This window comes from Solwaraspora sp. WMMA2080 (assembly GCF_027497395.1).
GTDB lineage: Bacteria > Actinomycetota > Actinomycetes > Mycobacteriales > Micromonosporaceae > Micromonospora_E.
Genome location: NZ_CP114910.1, coordinates 87,743 through 106,446 on the forward strand (window position 1 = coordinate 87,743; position 18,704 = coordinate 106,446).

Annotated in this window: 17 protein-coding genes; 9 read left to right on the forward strand and 8 right to left on the reverse strand. The window is 70.2% G+C overall.

The features are described from left to right. Positions 1 to 340 precede the first annotated feature (340 nt). Both O7543_RS00405 and O7543_RS00410 read left to right on the forward strand, forming a co-directional pair. Positions 341 to 691 carry a DUF2203 domain-containing protein gene (locus tag O7543_RS00405; RefSeq protein ID WP_123602715.1) on the forward strand — a complete coding sequence of 117 codons (351 nt, stop codon included), beginning with the start codon at positions 341 to 343 and terminating at the stop codon, positions 689 to 691. A gap of 157 nt (positions 692 to 848) precedes the next feature. Beyond that, the gene (locus tag O7543_RS00410; protein ID WP_281550721.1) at positions 849 to 2,462 is read left to right on the forward strand and encodes a glycosyl hydrolase family 18 protein; all 1,614 of its coding nucleotides are present in this window, start codon (positions 849 to 851) and stop codon (positions 2,460 to 2,462) included. A gap of 69 nt (positions 2,463 to 2,531) precedes the next feature. Here the strand turns inward: O7543_RS00410 and O7543_RS00415 are convergent, their stop codons facing one another. Continuing rightward, positions 2,532 to 3,332, reverse strand: coding sequence for an ABC transporter ATP-binding protein (locus O7543_RS00415; RefSeq protein WP_278170321.1), 801 nt, complete (start codon positions 3,330 to 3,332; stop codon positions 2,532 to 2,534). After that, the gene (locus O7543_RS00420; protein ID WP_281550720.1) at positions 3,325 to 4,230 is read right to left on the reverse strand and encodes an ABC transporter permease; all 906 of its coding nucleotides are present in this window, start codon (positions 4,228 to 4,230) and stop codon (positions 3,325 to 3,327) included. Before O7543_RS00420 ends, O7543_RS00415 begins: the two co-directional genes overlap by 8 nt. A gap of 265 nt (positions 4,231 to 4,495) precedes the next feature. Here O7543_RS00420 and O7543_RS00425 point away from each other — a divergent pair, with 265 nt between their 5' ends. Continuing rightward, the gene (locus O7543_RS00425; protein ID WP_281550719.1) at positions 4,496 to 5,155 is read left to right on the forward strand and encodes a TetR/AcrR family transcriptional regulator; all 660 of its coding nucleotides are present in this window, start codon (positions 4,496 to 4,498) and stop codon (positions 5,153 to 5,155) included. Here O7543_RS00425 and yicI read toward each other — a convergent pair. The 4 genes from yicI to O7543_RS00445 are packed head-to-tail and all read right to left on the reverse strand — an operon-like array spanning position 5,121 to position 10,597. Further along, positions 5,121 to 7,403, reverse strand: coding sequence for an alpha-xylosidase (gene yicI, locus O7543_RS00430; protein WP_281550718.1), 2,283 nt, complete (start codon positions 7,401 to 7,403; stop codon positions 5,121 to 5,123). The two genes, O7543_RS00425 and yicI, sit on opposite strands and share 35 nt — an antisense overlap. 23 nt (positions 7,404 to 7,426) lie before the next feature. Beyond that, positions 7,427 to 8,308, reverse strand: coding sequence for a carbohydrate ABC transporter permease (locus tag O7543_RS00435; protein WP_281550717.1), 882 nt, complete (start codon positions 8,306 to 8,308; stop codon positions 7,427 to 7,429). After that, the gene (locus tag O7543_RS00440) at positions 8,286 to 9,227 is read right to left on the reverse strand and encodes a sugar ABC transporter permease (RefSeq protein WP_281550716.1); all 942 of its coding nucleotides are present in this window, start codon (positions 9,225 to 9,227) and stop codon (positions 8,286 to 8,288) included. The genes O7543_RS00435 and O7543_RS00440 overlap by 23 nt, the downstream gene beginning before the upstream one ends. A gap of 59 nt (positions 9,228 to 9,286) precedes the next feature. Beyond that, positions 9,287 to 10,597: an extracellular solute-binding protein gene (locus O7543_RS00445; protein WP_281550715.1), complete on the reverse strand. Its 1,311-nt coding sequence runs from the start codon at positions 10,595 to 10,597 to the stop codon at positions 9,287 to 9,289. A 311-nt stretch (positions 10,598 to 10,908) separates the two neighbouring features. Here O7543_RS00445 and O7543_RS00450 point away from each other — a divergent pair, with 311 nt between their 5' ends. Genes O7543_RS00450 through O7543_RS00460 form a run of 3 tightly spaced genes read left to right on the forward strand, consistent with a single transcriptional unit; the run spans position 10,909 to position 14,018 of the window. After that, complete coding sequence (locus tag O7543_RS00450) at positions 10,909 to 11,499, forward strand: hypothetical protein (RefSeq protein WP_281550714.1); 591 nt, start codon at positions 10,909 to 10,911, stop codon at positions 11,497 to 11,499. Between the two features lie 58 nt (positions 11,500 to 11,557). Beyond that, entirely contained in the window at positions 11,558 to 12,964 is a 1,407-nt protein-coding gene (locus O7543_RS00455; protein WP_281550713.1) for a 3-deoxy-7-phosphoheptulonate synthase class II, read from the forward strand. A 31-nt stretch (positions 12,965 to 12,995) separates the two neighbouring features. Further along, positions 12,996 to 14,018, forward strand: coding sequence for a GntG family PLP-dependent aldolase (locus O7543_RS00460; protein ID WP_281555638.1), 1,023 nt, complete (start codon positions 12,996 to 12,998; stop codon positions 14,016 to 14,018). On the opposite strand, the gene O7543_RS00465 is transcribed toward O7543_RS00460, so the two are convergent. Both O7543_RS00465 and pknB read right to left on the reverse strand, forming a co-directional pair. After that, complete coding sequence (locus O7543_RS00465) at positions 14,015 to 14,905, reverse strand: deoxyribonuclease IV (protein ID WP_281550712.1); 891 nt, start codon at positions 14,903 to 14,905, stop codon at positions 14,015 to 14,017. The genes O7543_RS00460 and O7543_RS00465 overlap by 4 nt on opposite strands. Position 14,906: 1 nt before the next feature. Further along, positions 14,907 to 16,988, reverse strand: a complete 2,082-nt coding sequence (gene pknB, locus O7543_RS00470; RefSeq protein WP_281550711.1) for a Stk1 family PASTA domain-containing Ser/Thr kinase — start codon at positions 16,986 to 16,988, stop codon at positions 14,907 to 14,909. Positions 16,989 to 17,211: 223 nt separating this feature from the next. On the opposite strand from pknB, the gene O7543_RS00475 reads away from it, so the two are divergent. The 3 genes from O7543_RS00475 to O7543_RS00485 are packed head-to-tail and all read left to right on the forward strand — an operon-like array spanning position 17,212 to position 18,442. Next, the gene (locus O7543_RS00475) at positions 17,212 to 17,607 is read left to right on the forward strand and encodes an Rv2175c family DNA-binding protein (RefSeq protein ID WP_281550710.1); all 396 of its coding nucleotides are present in this window, start codon (positions 17,212 to 17,214) and stop codon (positions 17,605 to 17,607) included. Positions 17,608 to 17,612: 5 nt separating this feature from the next. Beyond that, positions 17,613 to 18,053: a lycopene cyclase domain-containing protein gene (locus O7543_RS00480; RefSeq protein WP_281550709.1), complete on the forward strand. Its 441-nt coding sequence runs from the start codon at positions 17,613 to 17,615 to the stop codon at positions 18,051 to 18,053. Next, entirely contained in the window at positions 18,050 to 18,442 is a 393-nt protein-coding gene (locus tag O7543_RS00485) for a lycopene cyclase domain-containing protein (protein WP_281550708.1), read from the forward strand. The genes O7543_RS00480 and O7543_RS00485 overlap by 4 nt, the downstream gene beginning before the upstream one ends. The last annotated feature ends 262 nt before the right edge of the window (positions 18,443 to 18,704 follow it).

The window sequence follows — 18,704 nt, forward strand, 5'->3', positions numbered from 1 at the left end:
CTACCGTTTGCGACATAGGTGGTCGTAGGTGGCTCGACGGGAATGAAGCCCGCCGGAGCTGAGCGACCGCCGCACCGGCGTCGTGTCGTGACTTCCCCTGCGGCGACGTCGACAGCCGGCCCTGGCTGCCCCCCTGCGGCCGGCTGCCGGGCGCGTTCCGCCGACGCGCCCAGTGCCGCCGCCGGCGCACGGCGACCGGCGGCGGCCCGGGGCAGCCGTCCGGGTCAGTGGCCGTGCCGGGCGGTCGGGCCGCAGTCCGGCGGCCTTGTGTAACGGTCGGCCGCAGTCCTCCGGTGACCGGTCGACCCACGAAGAGTGGTGATGGACCATACTGGCGAACGTGTTCACCCTCGCCCAGGCACGCCACCTGATGGCAACCCTCCGTCCACGGATCGACGAGTTGGTCCTGCTCCGCGCTGACCTGGCTGAGTTGCGGGCGGATCTGGCGGCCGGATCGGACAGCCCGCACGGCGGTCTGGCCGAGGTGAAAGGGCTGGAAGCGCGGATCTACGGGATTCTCGACGAGCTGAACGAGCAGGAGATCCAGGTCAAGGGCGTCGCCCCGGTGCTGCTCGACTTCCCGGGCGAGCTGGACGACCGTCCGGTCCTGTGGTGCTGGCTGGAGGGCGACGGCGAGATCCGCTGGTACCACCGCCTGGAGTGCGGGTTCTCCGGCCGCCGCCGGATCTGAGCCCCGGGTTCGTCCCGCGCGGTCCCCGCTGCTGTCGGGATGACACCTGGTCGAGTCGCAGCCATCGAGATATCGACATCTTGACGAACCGGTCGATGTGTGAGTAGCGTCTCAGGCACTTTATGGAAAGTTTCCTAACTAAATGGGGAGACGCCTGATGAGAAGATCACTGCGCCGCGCCGTCTGGGCCGGGGCGCTGGCCGTGGTGACGGCTGCGGCGGCGGTGCCGGTCACTGCGGCGTTCGGCGCCGGCACCATCTCCGCCAGCTTCGTCGCCAGCTCCGACTGGGGTACCGGACACGAGGTCCGGGTGACGGTCGCCAACGGCTCCGACGCCACCGTCGGCACCTGGCGGATCGAGTTCGACCTGCCGGCCGGTACCACCATCAGCAGCTTCTGGGACGCCGACGTGACGCGCAGCGGCAACCGGTACACCGCGGTGAAGAAGAGCTGGGCCGGTGGTCTCGCGCCAGGAGCCTCGTTCAGCTGGGGATACATCGGCACCGGCGCCTTCCGGGCACCGCAGAACTGCACCATCAACGGGGTCTCCTGCGCAGGCGGCCCGGCCCCGACCACCGCGCCACCTCCGACGACGGCGCCGCCTACCACCGCGCCGCCCACCACGCCACCGCCGACGACTCCGCCCCCGCCGCCCGGTGGGCAGAAGGTGGTCGGGTACTTCACCCAGTGGGGGGTCTACGCCCGCAACTACCACGTGCGCAACATCCACACGAGTGGGTCGGCGTCGAAGATGACTCACATCATGTACGCCTTCGGCAACACCGCCGGTGGGCGCTGCGCCATCGGGGACAGCTACGCCGATTACGAGAAGGCGTACACCGCCGCGGACAGCGTCGACGGGGTCGCCGACACCTGGGACCAGCCGTTGCGGGGCAACTTCAATCAGCTGCGCAAGCTCAAGGCGATGTATCCGCACCTGAAGGTGATCTGGTCGTTCGGCGGCTGGACCTGGTCCGGCGGCTTCACCCAGGCCGCGCAGAACCCGGCCGCGTTCGCCGAGTCCTGCTACAACCTGGTCGAGGACCCGCGCTGGGCGGACGTGTTCGACGGTATCGACATCGACTGGGAGTACCCCAACGCCTGCGGCCTGACCTGCGACTCCAGCGGTCCTGCGGCATTCCGGAACCTGATCTCGGCACTGCGTGACCGGTTCGGGTCGAGCGCGCTGGTGACCGCGGCGATCACCGCGGACGGCAGCAACGGCGGCAAGATCGACGCGGCCGACTACGCCGGAGCGGTCGGCGACCTGAACTGGATCATGCCGATGACGTACGACTACTTCGGTGCCTTCAACGCGCAGGGACCGACCGCCCCGCACTCGCCCCTGACCTCGTACCCGGGAATCCCGCAGCAGGGCTTCTGGTCGGACGCGGCGATTCAGAAGCTGAAGAGCAAGGGCATCCCGGCGAACAAGCTGCTGCTCGGCATCGGCTTCTACGGTCGGGGCTGGAGCGGCGTCAGCCAGAGCGCTCCGGGGGGCACCGCCACCGGTCCGGCGCCGGGCACCTACGAGCAGGGCATCGAGGACTACAAGGTGCTCAAGAACACCTGTCCGGCGACCGGCACCGTCGGCGGCACCGCGTACGCCAAGTGCGGCAACAACTGGTGGAGCTACGACACCCCGGCCACCATCGGCGGCAAGATGAACTACGCCAAGGGGCAGGGCCTCGGCGGGGCGTTCTTCTGGGAGTTGTCCGGCGACACCGGCAACGGTGAACTGGTCAGCGCGATCCGCACCGGTCTCGGCTGAGGCTGAAACCACCACCCGCACGGGTGTCCGGGGGCGGCGGGTACGCCGCCCCCGGACACCCGGCTCGGGTCACCTGCGGTTGGCGTACTCCTGGTAGGCCTTGACCACCTCGGTGCTCGGCCCGTCCATGCGGATCACGCCGGACTCCAGCCAGATACTGCGCTCACAGGTGTCCAGAATCGACTTGTTGCTGTGGCTGACCAGGAAGACGGTCCCGGCCTCGGCCCGCAGCTCACGGACCCGTTCCTCGCTGCGCCGCTGGAACGCGGCGTCGCCGGTGGCCAGCGCCTCGTCGATCATCAGCACATCGTGGCTCTTCGCGGCGGCGATCGAGAACCGCAGTCGGGCCGCCATACCCGACGAGTAGGTCCGCATCGGCAGCGACGCGAAGTCGTCCCGCTCGTTGATGCCGGAGAACTGCACGATCCCGTCGTACTTCGCCCGCACCTCCGCCGGGCTCATCCCCATCGCCAGGCAGCCGAGCACCACGTTGCGTTCGCCGGTCAGGTCGTTCATCAGAGCGGCGTTCACCCCGAGCAGGGACGGCTGGCCCTGGGTGTATACCTTGCCGCGGCGCGGCGGCAGCAGGCCGGCCACCGCGCGCAGCAGGGTCGATTTGCCGGAGCCGTTGCTGCCGATCAGCCCGATCGCCTCGCCGCGGTGCGCCACGAAGCTGACGCCGCGGATGGCGTGCACCTCGCGTACCGTCGGGGCCTGCTTGCGGGTCGCGATCCGCCGCAGCGCCGCGACGGGGCTGTTGCGCCCGCCGCCGCCGGTGTTGATCCGGTAGACGACGTGCAGGTTGTCGACGATCACGGTGGGCACCCGGGTGTCGGCCCCGGAAGCCGGTGCGTCCAGCAGGTCAGCCACGGCCGTACTCCTCCTCCGCGCGCCAGAAGTAGATGAAGCCCACCACACCCACCAGCACGGCCCAGCCGCCGGCCGCCGGCCACAGGTACCCGGGCGGGCTGCCCATCGAATCCATCAACGCGTAGCGGACCAGGTCGATGTATACCGCCATCGGGTTGAACTGCAGCACGGTGACCACCCAGCCGGGCAGGTCGCCGGTGAACCGGTCGATGCTGTAGAACACGCCGGACGAGTACAGCCAGGTCCGCATCACGAACGGCAGCAGTTGGGAGAGGTCACTGGTGCGGGCCGCCCAGCGGGCCACCATCATGGCCAGCCCGCCGCTGAACAGCGTCTGCAGCAGCAGCGCCGGGATCAGCAGCAGCCAGCTGAGGTCGATCCACTCACCGGTGGCCAGCATGATCACCGCCAGCACGGCCATCGACGGGGCGAGTTGCTGCACCTGCACAAGCACCGAGGTCAACGGCAGGCTGGCCCGGGGGAAGTGCACCGCCCGGATCAGGTTCATGTTGTCGCCGATCGACCGGGCCGAGGTGGTCACCGCCTGCTGGGTGAAGGTGAAGATGAAGATCCCGGTGCAGAGGTACGCGATGTAGTTGTCGATGCCGCGGTCGGTGCCCAGCAGCAGCCCGAAGACCAGGAAGTAGACCCCGGCGTTGGCCAGCGGGGTGATCACCTGCCAGATCTGACCCAGCCGGGCGTTGGTGTACATGGCGATCAGCCGGGCGTTGGAGTACGCCCAGATGAAGTGCCGCCGTGACCACAACTGCTTGACGTAGGCACCCAGCGACGGGCGGGCACCGCTCACCGCCAGGCCGTGTTGTCGGGCCAGCTCGGCGAGGGTGGGCCCGCTGTCCGGTTCCAGCGTCACGGTCGTGCCACTGGTTGGCTGCCGCATCCGATCTGTCCTTCCATCAGCCAACGCTGCCGCTCGTGCACACCCGTGCCCCTCTCCGACGGGTACCTCTCGTCCCGGACGCCGCGACGACGGTGCCGCGCGACCCGATGGCACGGGTGGTGCCGGACCGGTGAGGCCGGTTCATGCCCGGCTGCTCATCTTTCATGTCCGATGGCACGGAACGATACCGTCGCGTCCTGACGGAAACGGTAGGGGAGGCGACGACGATACGCAACCGTACCGTCGTGCGGTTACACTGGCTCGAATGCAGGGCGACGGAAAGCGACCGCCGGCGGGCGCGGCGGTACTGCGGGAGGATGTGACGCAGGCGATCCGGGCTGCCGCGTTGCAGGAACTGGCCGCAGTCGGCTACGGCAGGATGTCGATCGAAGCGGTGGCCCGCCGGGCCGGGGTCGGCAAGACCGCCGTCTACCGGCGGTGGGGTTCAAAACTGGAGATGGTCATCGGGATCGTCTCCGAGGTCGCGGTCGGGGTGACCGCCGTGCCGGACAGCGGCTCGCTGCGCGGTGACCTTGAGCTGGTGCTGACCATCGCGGCCCGGGCGCTGCGGCATCCGTTGGCCGGGCAGATCGTGCCGGACCTGCTCGCCGAGGCGGCCCGCAACCCGGCGATCGCGCAGACCCTGCAGGCAGCCCTGCGGGACAACCAGCGGGGGATCGGCACCCTGGTGACGAACCGGGCGGTGCGGCGGGGCGAACTGCCCGCCGACACCGATCCCGACTTCGTCGTCGACCTGATGGTCGGCCCGCTCTACTGGCGGCTCGCGGTGGCCCGTACCCCGCTGCCGCGCGGCTACGTCGCCCGGCTGGCCGCCTCGGTCGCCGGTGCCCTCACCGCCGGGGCGGCAACGGACCCGGCGGCCAACCCGGCTACCGGTCCGTCAGTTCCCCCTGCCACCGGCTGATGTCGGCGGCCACCTCCCGGACCTCGCCGTGGCCGACCAGCTGCACCCGCCACGGCAGGGCCGGCCCGGCGACCCGGTCCGCGGTGACCGCCGTGCCGTGCCGGGCGACCACGAACCGGGCGGCCTCGGACCCGTCCAACGCCGGCACCGACACCTGCACCTGTTGCCCGTCGGCGAGCTGGTACACCGCCAGGGTCACCCCGTCGACGTACGGGTAGTCCGGTCGGTCCGCGTTCGCCCCGAGCGGCAGCACCGTGCCGGGGCGCACCAGCACCGGCACCTGGTCGAACCCGACCGTCCGGCGCACCCAGCCCGGGCCGGTGACCTCCTCACCGGTCTGCAGGTGGGTCCAGGTGCCGGCCGGCAGGTAGAAGTCCACCTGCCCGTCGGCCCGGAACGCCGGCGCCACCAGCAGACTGTCCCCGAGCAGATACTGCCGCTCCAGATGGGTCACCGCAGGGTCGTCCGGGAAGTCGGCGACCAGTGGGCGCATCACCGGGATCCCGTCCCGATGGGCCAGTACCGCCTGACCGAACAGGTACGGCATCAGCCGGGCCTTGAGCCGGGTGAAGACCCGCAGCACGTCGACCGCCTCTTCGTCGAACGTCCACGGCACCCGGTAGGTCTGGCTGCCGTGCAACCGGCTGTGCGAGGAGAGCAGCCCGAACGGGATCCAGCGCTTGAACACCTCCGGCGCCGGCCGGCCCTCGAAACCGCCGATGTCGTGACTCCAGAAGCCGAATCCGGACATCGCCAGCGACAGCCCGCCACGCAGGCTCTCCGCCATCGACTCGAAGGTGGATTCGCAGTCACCGCCCCAGTGCACCGGGAACTGCTGCCCGCCGGCGGTCGCCGACCGGGCGAACAGCACCGCCTCGCCCTCGCCGCGGTGCTCCCGGAGCAGGTCGAACACCGTCCGGTTGTACAGGTGCGTGTAGTAGTTGTGCATCCGTTCGGGGTCGGCGCCGTCGTGCCAGACCACGTCGGTCGGGATCCGCTCACCGAAGTCGGTCTTGAACGCGTCGACACCCATGTCCAGCAACGCCCGCAACTTGTCGGCGTACCAGCGCCGGGCGTCCGGGTTGGTGAAGTCGACCAGACCCATCCCGGCCTGCCAGAGGTCGCACTGCCAGACGTCGCCGTCGGCGGTCCGGACCAGGTAGCCCCGCGCCGCCCCCTCGGCGAACAGGGCCGACCGCTGCGCGATGTACGGGTTGATCCACACACAGATCTTCAGGTCCCGCTTGCGTAGCCGTTCCAGCATCAGCTCAGGCTCGGGAAAGACCTGCGGATCCCATTCGAAGTTCGACCAGTGGAACTCGCGCATCCAGAAACAGTCGAAGTGGAACACCGACAGCGGCAACTCCAGCTCCGCCATGGTGTCGATGAACGAGCTGACCGTCTGCTCGTCGTAGGAAGTGGTGAACGAGGTGCTCAGCCACAGCCCGAACGACCAGGCCGGCGGCAGGGCCGGGCGGCCGGTCAGGGCGGTGTACTTGCGCAGGATCTCGCGCGGCGTCGGGCCGTAGATGACCAGGTACTCCAGGCTCTGCCCGGCGACGCTGAACGACACTCGGGAGACCACCTCGGAGCCGACTTCGAACGAGACCAGTCCGGGGTGGTTGACGAACACCCCGTACCCGCCGGTGGTGAGGTAGAACGGGACGTTCTTGTACGCCTGCTCGCTGCTGGTGCCGCCGTCCTCGTGCCAGATGTCGACCACCTGACCGTTGCGGACCAGCGGACCGAACCGTTCGCCGAGTCCGTACACCGTCTCGCCGACGCCGAGGCTGAGCTGTTCCCGCACGTACGACCCGTCGTCGGTGTCCAACGCGGCCATGCTCTTGTAGCCGCTGCCGGTGAGCACCCGGCCGGCGGCCACGAACTCGAGCCGCCAGCTGTCGCCCCGGGCGAACCGGGCGGTCAACTCACCCGAGGTGATGCTGGCGTACTCGGCCTCATCGGTCACCTGGACGTCGGTGTCCGGCTCGATGGCCAGGGCGAAGTCCGGATGCCGGCGCCGCCGGCCGAGGAAGTGTCCCACCTGGACGGAAATCACGTCGGGAGCGGGGGAGGTGCAGCGTACGGTGAGCAGCGGCTGGTTGAGGGTGTCGCCGCGACCGGTGATCCGTCTGGTCGGGGCGTACACCGTCAGTGCCGACGGCTCGACCTCGACGTCGTGCACCTGAGCCGGATAGAGCGGCCGTACGCCGTCGCGCATCCGCCAGTAGCCGTTGCTGAATTTCATCGCACTCTCTCTCGGGTCAGGTCCTACTTGACCGCGCCGGCCATCACACCCCGGGTCAGGGTGCGCTGGAAGATCAGGAAGAACAGCACCGCCGGCACGATGCCGAGCAGCGCTGACGCGCTGGTGGTGGTGGCGTCCATCATCCGGTCTCCCTGCAGGACGCCGAGCGCGACCGGAACCGTCTGCTTGTCGTTGGAGATCAGGAAGATCAGCGGCAGGAAGAACTCGTTCCAGGTCCAGATGAAAAAGAAGGTGAACAGCACCGACAGGGTCGGCCAGCTGGTCGGCACCACCACCTTCCACAGCACCCGCCACTTGCCCGCCCCGTCCATCGCGGCGGCCTCCAGCAACTGTCGCGGGAAGTCCCGGAACACCGAGGAGAGCAGATAGGTGCCGAACGCCGCCTGGATCGCGGTGAAGATGATGATGACGGCGATCCGGCTGTTGTACAGACCAACCTGTTTGGACAAATAGTAGAGCGGGTAGACCAGCGCCTCCTGCGGCAGCAGGTTGGCCAGCAGGAAGAACATCAGGAACGCGATCCGACCCCGCAGGCGACCGATCCCGATAGCGTACGCGTTGAGCACCGAGATCAGCACCGCTAGTACGGCGACCGTGGCGCTGATCAGGAAGCTGTTCCACAGCTTCTCGCCGAAGTCGACCCGGAACCAGAAGTCGACGATGCCGCGCAGGTAGAGCTCACCGGGTAGCGAGAGTGGACCATCCGCGGCGTACTCGGCCGGCGCCTTGACCGCGTTGAGGGCCACAACCAGGAACGGCGCCAGCACCAGCAGGGTGAGCACGGTCAATGCGGTCAGGACGGTCGACGCGGTCAGCCGGCCGGGCCGGCCGCGCCGGGCAGGTGGGGTGGCGGCGACCATCTCAGCTCCCTTCCAGGCGCTCATCGCGGGTCTGGATCCGCAGGAACACATAGGTCAGTATCATGATGATGACGGTCAGTACGGTGGCGATCGCCGCGCCGTATCCGGCGTTGGCCTTCTCAAAGAAGTTCTGGTAGGCGAAGTACGACGGCACCAGGGTGGCGTTGCCTGGACCACCCCGGGTCAGCACGAAGATCTGCCCGAAGATCTTCAGCGCGGCGATGGTGGTGGTGACCAGTACGACGTAGATCTCCGGCTTGATCTGATGCACCGCGATCCGGGTGAAGCGCTGGAACCAGCCGGCACCGTCGAGATCGGCCGCCTCGTAGAGTTCCGGATCGACCCGCTGCAGGCCGGCCATGAACATCACGACCGGGTAGCCGAGCTGGAACCAGACCATCACCGCCATGACGCTGAACAGGGCGTAGGCCGGGTCGCCGAGCCAGTTCTGGGCGAGGGCGCCAAGGCCGACGCGGTCCAGGATCGAGTTCAGCGCGCCGTAGCTGGGGTGCAGGATCCAGCCCCAGACAATGCCGGTCACCGCGACCGGCAGCACCTGCGGCAGGTAGAGGCCGGACCGGAAGACGCTGGCCGTACGTGGGCCGATGCGTTTGGCCACGTAGTCGAACAGGACCGCGGCGAGGAACAGGCCGAGCAGCGTCGGCAGCACCGCCATCGCGAGGATGATGAACCCGATGTTGCGGAACGAGACCCAGAAGTTGGTGTCGCGCAGCAGCCGATCGTAGTTGTCGAACCCGATCCACTCCGGCGTCCCGACACCGGACCAGCGGGTGAAGCTGATCCCGATGTTCATCAGCAGTGGCACGACGATCACGGCGAGGAACAGCGCGATCCCGGGCAGCAGGAAGGCGACGTATCCGTAGTCCGCCTTCCGAACGCCGGTGCCGGCGCGGGGGTGGGGGCGGGTGAGCGGCTTAGCCATGGAACCTCCCGGAGCGGACCGTGCGTCGGGGACCGGCGTCCCCGACGCGCGGTCGTCGCTCACTCGCCGATGCTGGCCAGGTTGTCGTTGTACGGCTTGGCGATCTCGTCGAGCACCTCGTCCGGTGACTTGCTGTCGTTGATCAGCTGCTGGACCCCGGCGACCAGGACGTCGTAGTAGCCCGGTGCCGGCCAGTCCGGGTAGAAGGCCAGCCCGTCGGAGTCGTTGAGCGTGTTGAAGTTCTCGATCAGCTCCTTGGCCTTCGGGTTGGTGATCGCGGCCGGGTCCGCGGCCAGCGGCACCCCGCCGGACTCGCCGAGCAGGTTCTGGATGTCCGGCTGCATGGTGATGTCGATGAAGTCGTAGGCGAGGTCCTTGTTCTTGGCGTTGCTCGGCACCACCCAGATGTTTCCGCCGGAGCCGGGGTGCAGGTCGCTGCCGGGGAAGAGGAAGGTGCCCCACTCGAAGTCGGTGATCTCGTCGCTCATCCGGCCGTACCACCAGCTGCCGGAGATCATGATCGGGAAGCTGCCCTGGGTGAAGGCGACGCCCATGTCCTCGGCCTTGATGCCGGCGGAGTCGGCGCCGATGTAGCCCTTGTCGACCCACTCGGCGAACGTGGTGGCCGCGTAGCTGAACTCCGGACCGTGGAAGTCGACCGGGTTGGCGTACAGCTGGAAGTCGTCGACAAAGGACCGGTCGGCCCGGGTCAACGCCAACTCGTAGAGGATCTGCTGGGCCGGGTACTCGGCGCCGCCGACCGAGATCGGAGTGACGCCGTTGTCGACGAAGGTGTCCAGGACGCCTTCGAACTCGGCGAAGGTGGTCGGCACCGACAGGTCGTACTCGGCGAACATGTCCTTGTTGTAGTAGACCATCACGAATTCGCCGTAGTTGGGGATGCCGTACCAGGTGTCGCCACCCATCACCCCGTTGCCGTCGTACCTGCAGGTGGTGGCGACGCTCGGCGAGATCATCTCGTCCCAGCCGCGTTCGGCCACCACGTCGCTGAGGTCGGTGAGCAGGCCTTGCTTGGACAGCAGACCGGCGCTCGCGTTGCCCTTGTTGTACTCCAGGATGTCCGGGCCCTCGTCGGAGTTGAGGATCATGCCGGCGTTCTGCCGGATCTGCTCAAAGCCCTTCTCCTCGTAGACCACGGTGACGCCGGGATGGCTGGCCTCGAACTGCTTGATGGCTTCGGCCCAGGCGATGCCCATGGCGCTGTTGACGCCTTCGTAGTGCCACAGGCGCAGGGTGCTGCCGTCGCCGCTGTCGTCGGCATCGGCGCCGCAGGCCGACAGGGTCAGGGCGGTAGCGGTGAGTGCGGCGGCTATCAGGGTGCGGGTGCTTGTTATCTGTCGACGGAACATTTCCAGCCTCCTCGCGGGTGTGCCGCAGGGGCGGCGCGGTGCGGGCGCCGCCACGGGGACAGGGGTCGGGTGAAGGTCACGGACCGCGGTGAGGCCGCCCGCTGGCGGCGGGGGCTCGAACGCGGCTGATCGGTGAAGGGGGCGACTTGGTTGTCGAAACGCTTCGACGAAGCGATTCGACAAGGAAGCTACGACTGTGTTGACGGCATGTCAATCCCATGACGGATCAGTTTCCGCCGGTCCGGTCGTAGACTCGGCGGCTGGTGACGGCGGCCTGCCGCGACATCGGCCAGCGGCACGGGAGGGATCGAATGCGGACCAGCGCGCTGCGGATGCGGACCAGGTCGCTACCAGCCTGCGGCATGGCCGTCGGCACCCTGGCCCTGCTGATATCGACGGCCACCGGCTGCACCGTCAGCCCGCAACCACAGCCGGAACCGACCGGGACGGACGTGCCTATTGGTGCCGAAGAGTCCCGGCGGCTCGTGCAGGACTACCTCGACGCGATGGTCGCCAAGGACCTCGACAAAGGGCGCGCCCAACTCTGCGCCGCGACTCAGGAGATCTTCGACGCGAGCGCCACCGGCCCCAACGGCGACTTCGCCGAGTCGTTGATGGTGGAGCAGGGGGAGATCGTGGCTTCCCGGCCGGTCCCGGTCGGCCACGAGGTCACCGCCACCGTCACCGCTGCCGTCGGATCCACCACGCTCCGGGCCGGGCCTGAGACGATCCAGGTCCGTCTCGTGTTCACCGTGACGCCGGTCGGCGCCGGTGACGGCGACTGGTGCATCCACGACGAGACAACGGCGCCGACGGACCAGCCCAGCGGTGCCGGCACCGCCCCGGCTAGCGGACCACCTCCCGCCCCGGCGGGCGAGCCCGGCACCGCCCCGGCGGGGTGAGCCCGGTGCCGGCCCGGCCGGCGGGTCCGTCGCCGCGCCGCCGGTCTAGGCTTTGGCCATGGGCCAAGAATGGCATCAGTTGAGCTACCCGTCGGTCGGGCACCCGAGCCTGCAGACCAGCCGTCCCGCCGCCAACTCGGTCGAGGACGAGGCGTTCGGACTGGACCGGTGGCGTGGCCTGCCCCGGGCACAGACACCGCCCTGGCCGGATCCGGCCGTCGTCGACGAGGTGTGCCAGGTGCTGGGCAACGTCCCGTCGGTGGTCGCCCCGTACGAGGTCGACCAGTTGCGGGAGCGGCTGGCGCTGGTCTGTGACGGCAAGGCCTTCCTGCTGCAGGGCGGCGACTGCGCCGAGACCTTCACCGACAACACCGAGAGCCACCTGCTGGCCAACGCCCGTACCATCCTGCAGATGGCGGTGGTGCTGACGTACGGCGCGTCGCTGCCGGTGGTCAAGGTGGCCCGGGTCGCCGGTCAGTACACCAAGCCCCGATCCGCGCCGACCGACGCGCTCGGGCTGCCCGCGTACCGCGGCGACATGATCAACTCGCTGGACACCACGGCCCAGGCCCGGATCGCCGATCCGCAGCGGATGATCCGGGCGTACGCCAACTCCGCCGCCGCGATGAACATGCTCCGCGCCTACCTCGCCGGTGGGCTGGCCGACCTGCACGCGGTGCACGACTGGAACAAGGGGTTCGTCAAGCGGTCCCCGGCCGGCGAACGCTACGAGGCGATCGCCCGGGAGATCGACCGGGCGTTGGCGTTCATCCAGGCCTGCGGGATGACCGACGACGAGGCGTTGCGGACCGTCACCCTCTACTGCTCGCACGAGGCGCTCGCGCTGGAGTACGACCGGGCGCTGACCCGGATCTCCGGTGACCGCCCCTACGGACTGTCCGGGCACTTTCTGTGGGTCGGCGAGCGGACCCGGCAGATCGACGGCGCGCACATCGACTTCATCTCCCGCATCGCCAACCCGATCGGCGTCAAGCTGGGCCCGGGCACCAGCCCCGAGCAGGCCCTCGAGCTGTGCGAGAAGCTCAACCCGGACAACATCCCCGGCCGGCTCACGCTGATCAGCCGGATGGGCAACCACAAGGTCCGCGACGCGCTGCCGCCGATCGTGGAGAAGGTCACCGCCGCCGGTGCCCGGGTGGTGTGGCAGTGCGACCCGATGCACGGCAACACCCACGAGTCGTCCAACGGCTACAAGACCCGACACTTCGACCGGATCGTCGACGAGGTGCTCGGCTACTTCGAGGTGCACCGGGGCCTGCTGACCCACCCCGGTGGTCTGCACGTCGAGTTGACCGGTGAGGACGTCACCGAGTGCCTCGGCGGCGCCCAGGCGATCGAGGACATCCACCTGCCGGACCGCTACGAGACCGCCTGCGATCCGCGGCTCAATACCCAGCAGTCCCTGGAGCTGGCCTTCCTGGTCGCGGAGATGCTCCGTGGCTGAGCCGACCCCGCTCGGCAGCGCCGCCGGGCCGGTGGTCGACCTGCGGTCGGACACCGTCACCCGGCCGACGCCGGGGATGCGGGCGGCGATGGCCGCCGCCGAGGTCGGCGACGACGTGTACGGCGAGGATCCGACGGTCAACGCGCTGGAGTCCGAGGTCGCGGCGATGTTCGGGCACGAGGCCGGACTGTTCGCCCCGACCGGTTCGATGGCCAACCAGGTCGCCCTGCAGACCCTGGTGCCGCCCGGCGGCGAGTTGCTCTGCGACGCCGACGCACACGTGGTCACCTACGAGGTCGGTGCTGCGGCGGCGTACGGCGGGATCTCCTCGCGGACCTGGCCGGCCGCCGGCGGTGACCCGGACCCGGACCTGGTCGCGGCGATGATCCGGCCGGCCGGCTTCGGCGCGGTGCCGACCCGGGCGGTCGCCGTCGAGCAGACCCACAACCGCTCCGGCGGGCAGATCATCGGTACGCCGGTGCTGCGCCGCCTCCGCGAGGTGACCGCCGCGGCCGGGGTGGCGCTGCACTGCGACGGTGCCCGGATCTGGCACGCCCACGTCGCCGACGGCGTGCCGCTGGCCGACTACGGCGCGTTGTTCGACACCGTCTCGGTGTGCCTGTCCAAAGGGCTCGGCGCACCGGTCGGCTCGGTGCTGGTCGGCAGCGCCGAGCGGGTCGCGGCCGCCCGCGTCCTGCGTAAGCGGATGGGCGGCGGGATGCGTCAGGCCGGGGTGCTCGCCGCCGCCGGGCGGTACGCCCTGGCGCACCACGTGGACCGGCTCGCCGACGACCATGTGCGGGCGGCCCGACTGGCGCAGGCGTTGGAGCCGTACGGTGTGGCGTGCCCGGACCAGGTGCGCAGCAACATCGTCGGTCTCGATCTGACCAAGACCACGCTGGACGCCCCGGCACTGGCCGAGGCGGCCCGGGCCGACGGGGTGCTGGTGTCGGTGCTCGGGCCGACCGCCGCCCGGCTGGTCACCCACCTGGACGTCGACGACACGGCGGTGGACCGGGCGGGCGAGGTGCTCGGCGCCATTCTGCGCCGCTAGCGCACAGTCGCCGCCTCGACCAGGCGACGCAGCGTCGCGACGTCGGCGGCGTGCCCGACGTGCTTCTCGCTCGGCGTCTCGACCAGCACCGGCACGCCGGCAGTGGCCGGATGCCGCATCAGCTCGGCGAACGCCGCCTCGCCGATCATGCCCGCGCCGATCGTCTCGTGCCGGTCCCGGGTGGACCCGCAACCGTCGCGGGAGTCGTTGGCGTGCACCAGCCGCAGCCGGTCCGCCCCGACGGCGTCGACCAGCGCGTCGATCGTCGCGGTCATGCCACCCGGGCCGGCCACGTCGTGCCCGGCGGCCCACGCGTGGCAGGTGTCGAAGCAGACGCCCATCCGGGGATGCCAGTCCACCGCGGCGAGGTACGGCCGCAGATGCTCCACCCGGGACGCCAGCGACCGGCCGCCGCCGGCGCTCGGCTCGACCAGCAGCATCGGTCCGTCGGCGGCCTCGGCGGCGTCCAGCAACGGCAGCAGCGCCTCGCGGACCTGCCGCATAGCGGTGTCGGCGTACCCGTCGTCGACGGCGCTGCCGGCGTGGAAGATGACCGCCTCGGCGCCGATCGCCCGGCCCCGGCGCAGCGCGTGCGCCAGGGTCGCGGCAGAGCGTTCCACCGTGGCGGCGGTCGGCGATCCGAGGTTCACCAGCAGCGAGGCGTGGATGTACGCGCGCAGCCCACGCTCGGCGCAGCCGTCGCGGAACGCCACGTCCTGGGCCGGGTCGCCGTCGGGCATCGCCCAGCCGCGCGAGTTGCCGATGTACACCTGCACCACCTCGGAGGCGGCCGCGTCGGCGTACGGCAGCGCGGCTCGGGCCAGCCCGCCCGAGGTGGGCGTGTGCGAGCCGACCGGCCGGTGCCCGGCGGAACCGTCGACCGACATCTCAGAGACAGCCGATCACGATCTCGGTGCCGGGCGGCACCTCGGACCCGTCGTTGGGGCTCTGGTAGCGGACCGTGCCGTTGGGGTTGAAGTCGACCCGGACCGGGAAGCCCAGGCCCTGCAGTTCGGCCAGCGCCTCCTGACAGGGCCGGTCGATCATCCTCGGCACGACGACCGCCGGCGGGCCCTCGCTCACCCTGAGCTTGATCTCCGTACCCTCTTCCACCCCGGCGCCGTCCGCCGGCTCCTGACCGATGACCTGGTCCTTCGGCTTGTCCGACTCCTCGGAGGCGACCAGCGGCTCGAGCTTGAGCTCCTCCAGCATCCGCCGGGCCTCGTCGACGTCGAGCCCCACTACGTTGGGCACGGTGATCGGGGCCCGGCCCTTGCTGACCGTCACCTTCACCACCTCGCCGGCCTGCACCTCGGTGCCGACCGGCGGGTCGACGGCGGCCACCACGCCGGCGGGCAGGTTGTCGTCGTACCGGTCGGCCGCCTGCTCCAACACCAGCTGCGCCTTCTCCAGGTCGACCCGGGCCAGGTCGAGCGTCTTGCCGACCACGTCGGGCACCGCGTAGCGCTCGGGACCGAGGGAGAAGGTCAGGGTGATCTCGCCGCCGCGGACGATCCGGCCGTTGCTGGGCGGATCCTGGGCCAGCACCAGATCCCGGGCGACGTTCTCGTCGTGCCGGGGGTCGGCGACGCTGATCGTGAGGCCGCGCTGCGCGGCCAGTGCCTGTGCCTGCGCCTGGTCGAGGCCGACCATGCTGGGCGCGACGGTGTACCGGCCGGCCCCGAGCCACCAGCCGCCGACCCCGAGTAGCAGCAGGAACACCAGCGCCCCGGCGATCGCCGCCAGCCGGGCCCGCGGGTTCTCCACCAGCCGGTCCCGCAGCCCGCCCAGGCCTGCGCCGCCGGGCTGCTCGGTGCTCTTCGCCCGGCTCCGCTCGGTGCTGCGCCGCCGGCCGGGAGCCGGGTCGGCTCCGCCGCTGGCCATCACCGGTGGCCCACCGGCGGCGGCCGAGCGGACCACGGTGCTGGAGGCGGCCCGTCGGCGCGGTGCCGACCGGTCCCGTCGGTCCTTCGGCTCCGGCAGTCGGGCCCAGGACGGGCGCTCGGCCTCCGGCACCGGCGAGACCGCCATCGTGGGCTGCGCCAGTTGGCGCAGCACCGCCGTATTGGCGCTCGCGTTGCCGAGATCGTCGCGGACCACCTGGACGTCGGACAGCAGCGCTCCGGCGTCGGTGGGGCGTTCACCCGGATCCCGGCGGGTTGCCCGCACGACCAGGTCGTCGACCATCGCCGGGACACCCGGCACCGACTGCGACGGCGGTGGCACGTCCTGGTCGACGTGCTGCCAGGCGACCTCCGCCGGGCGGTCACCGTCGTAGGGCACCCGACCGGTGAGCATCTCGAACAGCACGATGCCCGCCGAGTAGACGTCGGTACGCGGATCGGCCCGGCCCTGGGTGACGAGCTCCGGCGCCACGTACGCCACGGTGGCCATCAGTTGACCGCCGCCGGCCTCGGCGCTGGCCTGCACCGCCTGGGCCAGGCCGAAATCGGCGACCTTCACGACGCTGTCGATCAGGTTCCCGGCGCCGCCGGTCGGCGCCTCGGCGACCAGCACGTTTTCGGGTTTGACGTCGCGGTGCACCAGGCCGGCCCGGTGGGCGGCACCGATCGCTGCCAGCATCTGCTCCAGGATCGCCAGCGCCTCGCCCGGGTTGAGCCGCCGTCGCTCGGCCAGCACGTCGCGCAGCGTCCGGCCCCGGACGTACTCCATCACCAGGTACGGCAGCCCGAGGTGGGTGCCCTGGTCGTAGACGGCGACCACGTTGGGGTGGGTCAGCCGGGCGATGGTCTTGGCCTCGTCGGTGAACCGGTCGAGGAACCCGGCATCGCGACCCTGCACGTCGTTGAGCTGGGTCGGATGGATGATCTTCAGCGCGACGGTGCGCTCGAGCCGTTCGTCGGTCGCCGTGTACACGGTCGCCATGCCACCCCGCGCCACCCGGGCACGGATCCGGTACCGCCCGTCGATCAACGAGCCCAGCAGCGAGTCGGCGACCTGTGTGTCCATCGGCAGGCAGTCTATGCGGCCGCAGGGGGAGGGCAGAACTCCGATCAGGCCGGGTCCGCCGAACCGGGCCAAACCGTTACCTGCCGGCAGCGCACGGCAACCAACTGGCAACCCGCCCAGGCCCACCGAACGGCGACCCGGCGCGGCGCAACCGGACGGGCCCCTGGCGCGCCAGGACGGGGTCAGTGGTGCCGGCGGGGCTGGTGCGTGGCAGGGTGGTGACGTGACAGATCCCGCCTCGACCCCAGCGCCGCCGGCCCCCGGTGGGACCGGGCCGGTGACCGTCGGCGAGCCGGCCGGTTGGCTGACCCTGCCCGATGTCGCCGAACGCCTCGACGTGACGATCAGCAAGGTCCACCAGATGATCCGGGACCGGGAGCTGCTCGCCGTCCGCCGCGACGGGGTCCGCCGGGTGCCGGCCGAGTTGGTGGCCAACCACACCGTACGCAAGCACCTGCCCGGCATCCTGACCCTGCTGCACGACGCCGGCTTCTCCGACGAGGAGATGCTGGGCTGGCTGTACCGGCCGGACGACTCGCTGCCCGGCACGCCCGCGACGGCGCTCGGCGGCGACCGCGCCCGCGAGGTGAAACGTCGGGCACAGGCCGAGGGTTTCTAACCGGCATGGGTCAGCTCAGCTACCTGGCGGTGCTGGCCGGCTGCCTGTTCGCCGCGATCTGGCTGGAGCCGGTGCTGCGGGTCAACGTGCTCCGCCGGTGGCGTCGGCTGTCTTTGACCCTGCTGGCGGTGGTGGTGGTCTTCGCAGCCTGGGACCTGGCCGCGATCGCCGCCGGGCACTGGAGTTTCGACCCCGCCCAGACCACCGGTGTGCTGCTGCCCGGCCGGCTGCCACTGGACGAGCTGCTGTTCTTCGTGGTCGTGCCGATCTGCACGGTGCTGGGGTTCGAGGCGGTCCGCGCGGTGCGTACCCCGCCCGGCCGCCCACGCCGCCCCGACGACCGCTGGTCGGCCGGCGACGAGGCCGACCACCGGCCGGCGGGCGACGAGGCCGACCGCAGTCGGGGCGGCGACGGGGCCGATGCCGGCCGGCGGCGAGTCCGGTGAGCTACACCGTCGCCGCGCTGCTCGGGGTGGTGGCCGCCGTGCTGGTCGACCTCGTGGTGCTGCGCACCCGACTGGTGCTGCGGGCGGTCTTCTGGGCGACCTACCCGATCATCGTCGGCTTCCAGTTGCTCTCCAACGGGATCCTGACCGGCCGTGCCATCGTGCGCTACGACCCGGCCGCCATCGTCGGGCTGCGGATCGCGTACGCGCCGGTCGAGGATCTGCTGTTCGGATTCACGATGGTGCTGTTCACCCTCTCGGTGTGGGTCTGGCTGGGGCGGCGTGGCGTGCAGCGCACCCCGGCGGCCGGCGAGGGCGACTGGCTGCTCGCCCGGCTGCGGCGGCGTCCGGGGCGCCGGCCCGGGGACACCGGCAGAGACGAGCACTGACCGGAAACTGCTATGCAATTCAACCGATTTGTTTACGGCAAAGTCCGTCACGATGTGACGCATTGATTTACGTCATCTGATCGTCTATCGTCCGTACTGCGGTCGCGCGAACCTGCCTATACCCCCGTTCTGTTCTGCCCGAAGGGGAGAAATCTATCATCGGATGCCTTCCGTGGATACTCCGGCGTTGCGGCCGGGGAGGAAACGGAACCCCTGCGGAGCAGGACAGGGAAAGCCGATCCGCCGCCAAGGCGGATCGGCG

Coding starts and splice junctions, on each gene's coding strand:
- O7543_RS00410 (WP_281550721.1), top strand. CDS start 849: ATGAGAAGATCACTGCGCCGCGCCGTCTGGGCCGGGGCGCTGGCCGTG.
- O7543_RS00420 (WP_281550720.1), bottom strand. CDS start 4,230: ATGCGGCAGCCAACCAGTGGCACGACCGTGACGCTGGAACCGGACAGC.
- O7543_RS00425 (WP_281550719.1), top strand. CDS start 4,496: ATGCAGGGCGACGGAAAGCGACCGCCGGCGGGCGCGGCGGTACTGCGG.
- yicI (WP_281550718.1), bottom strand. CDS start 7,403: ATGAAATTCAGCAACGGCTACTGGCGGATGCGCGACGGCGTACGGCCG.
- O7543_RS00435 (WP_281550717.1), bottom strand. CDS start 8,308: ATGAGCGCCTGGAAGGGAGCTGAGATGGTCGCCGCCACCCCACCTGCC.
- O7543_RS00440 (WP_281550716.1), bottom strand. CDS start 9,227: ATGGCTAAGCCGCTCACCCGCCCCCACCCCCGCGCCGGCACCGGCGTT.
- O7543_RS00445 (WP_281550715.1), bottom strand. CDS start 10,597: ATGTTCCGTCGACAGATAACAAGCACCCGCACCCTGATAGCCGCCGCA.
- O7543_RS00450 (WP_281550714.1), top strand. CDS start 10,909: ATGCGGACCAGCGCGCTGCGGATGCGGACCAGGTCGCTACCAGCCTGC.
- O7543_RS00455 (WP_281550713.1), top strand. CDS start 11,558: ATGGGCCAAGAATGGCATCAGTTGAGCTACCCGTCGGTCGGGCACCCG.
- O7543_RS00465 (WP_281550712.1), bottom strand. CDS start 14,905: ATGTCGGTCGACGGTTCCGCCGGGCACCGGCCGGTCGGCTCGCACACG.
- pknB (WP_281550711.1), bottom strand. CDS start 16,988: ATGGACACACAGGTCGCCGACTCGCTGCTGGGCTCGTTGATCGACGGG.
- O7543_RS00480 (WP_281550709.1), top strand. CDS start 17,613: ATGGGTCAGCTCAGCTACCTGGCGGTGCTGGCCGGCTGCCTGTTCGCC.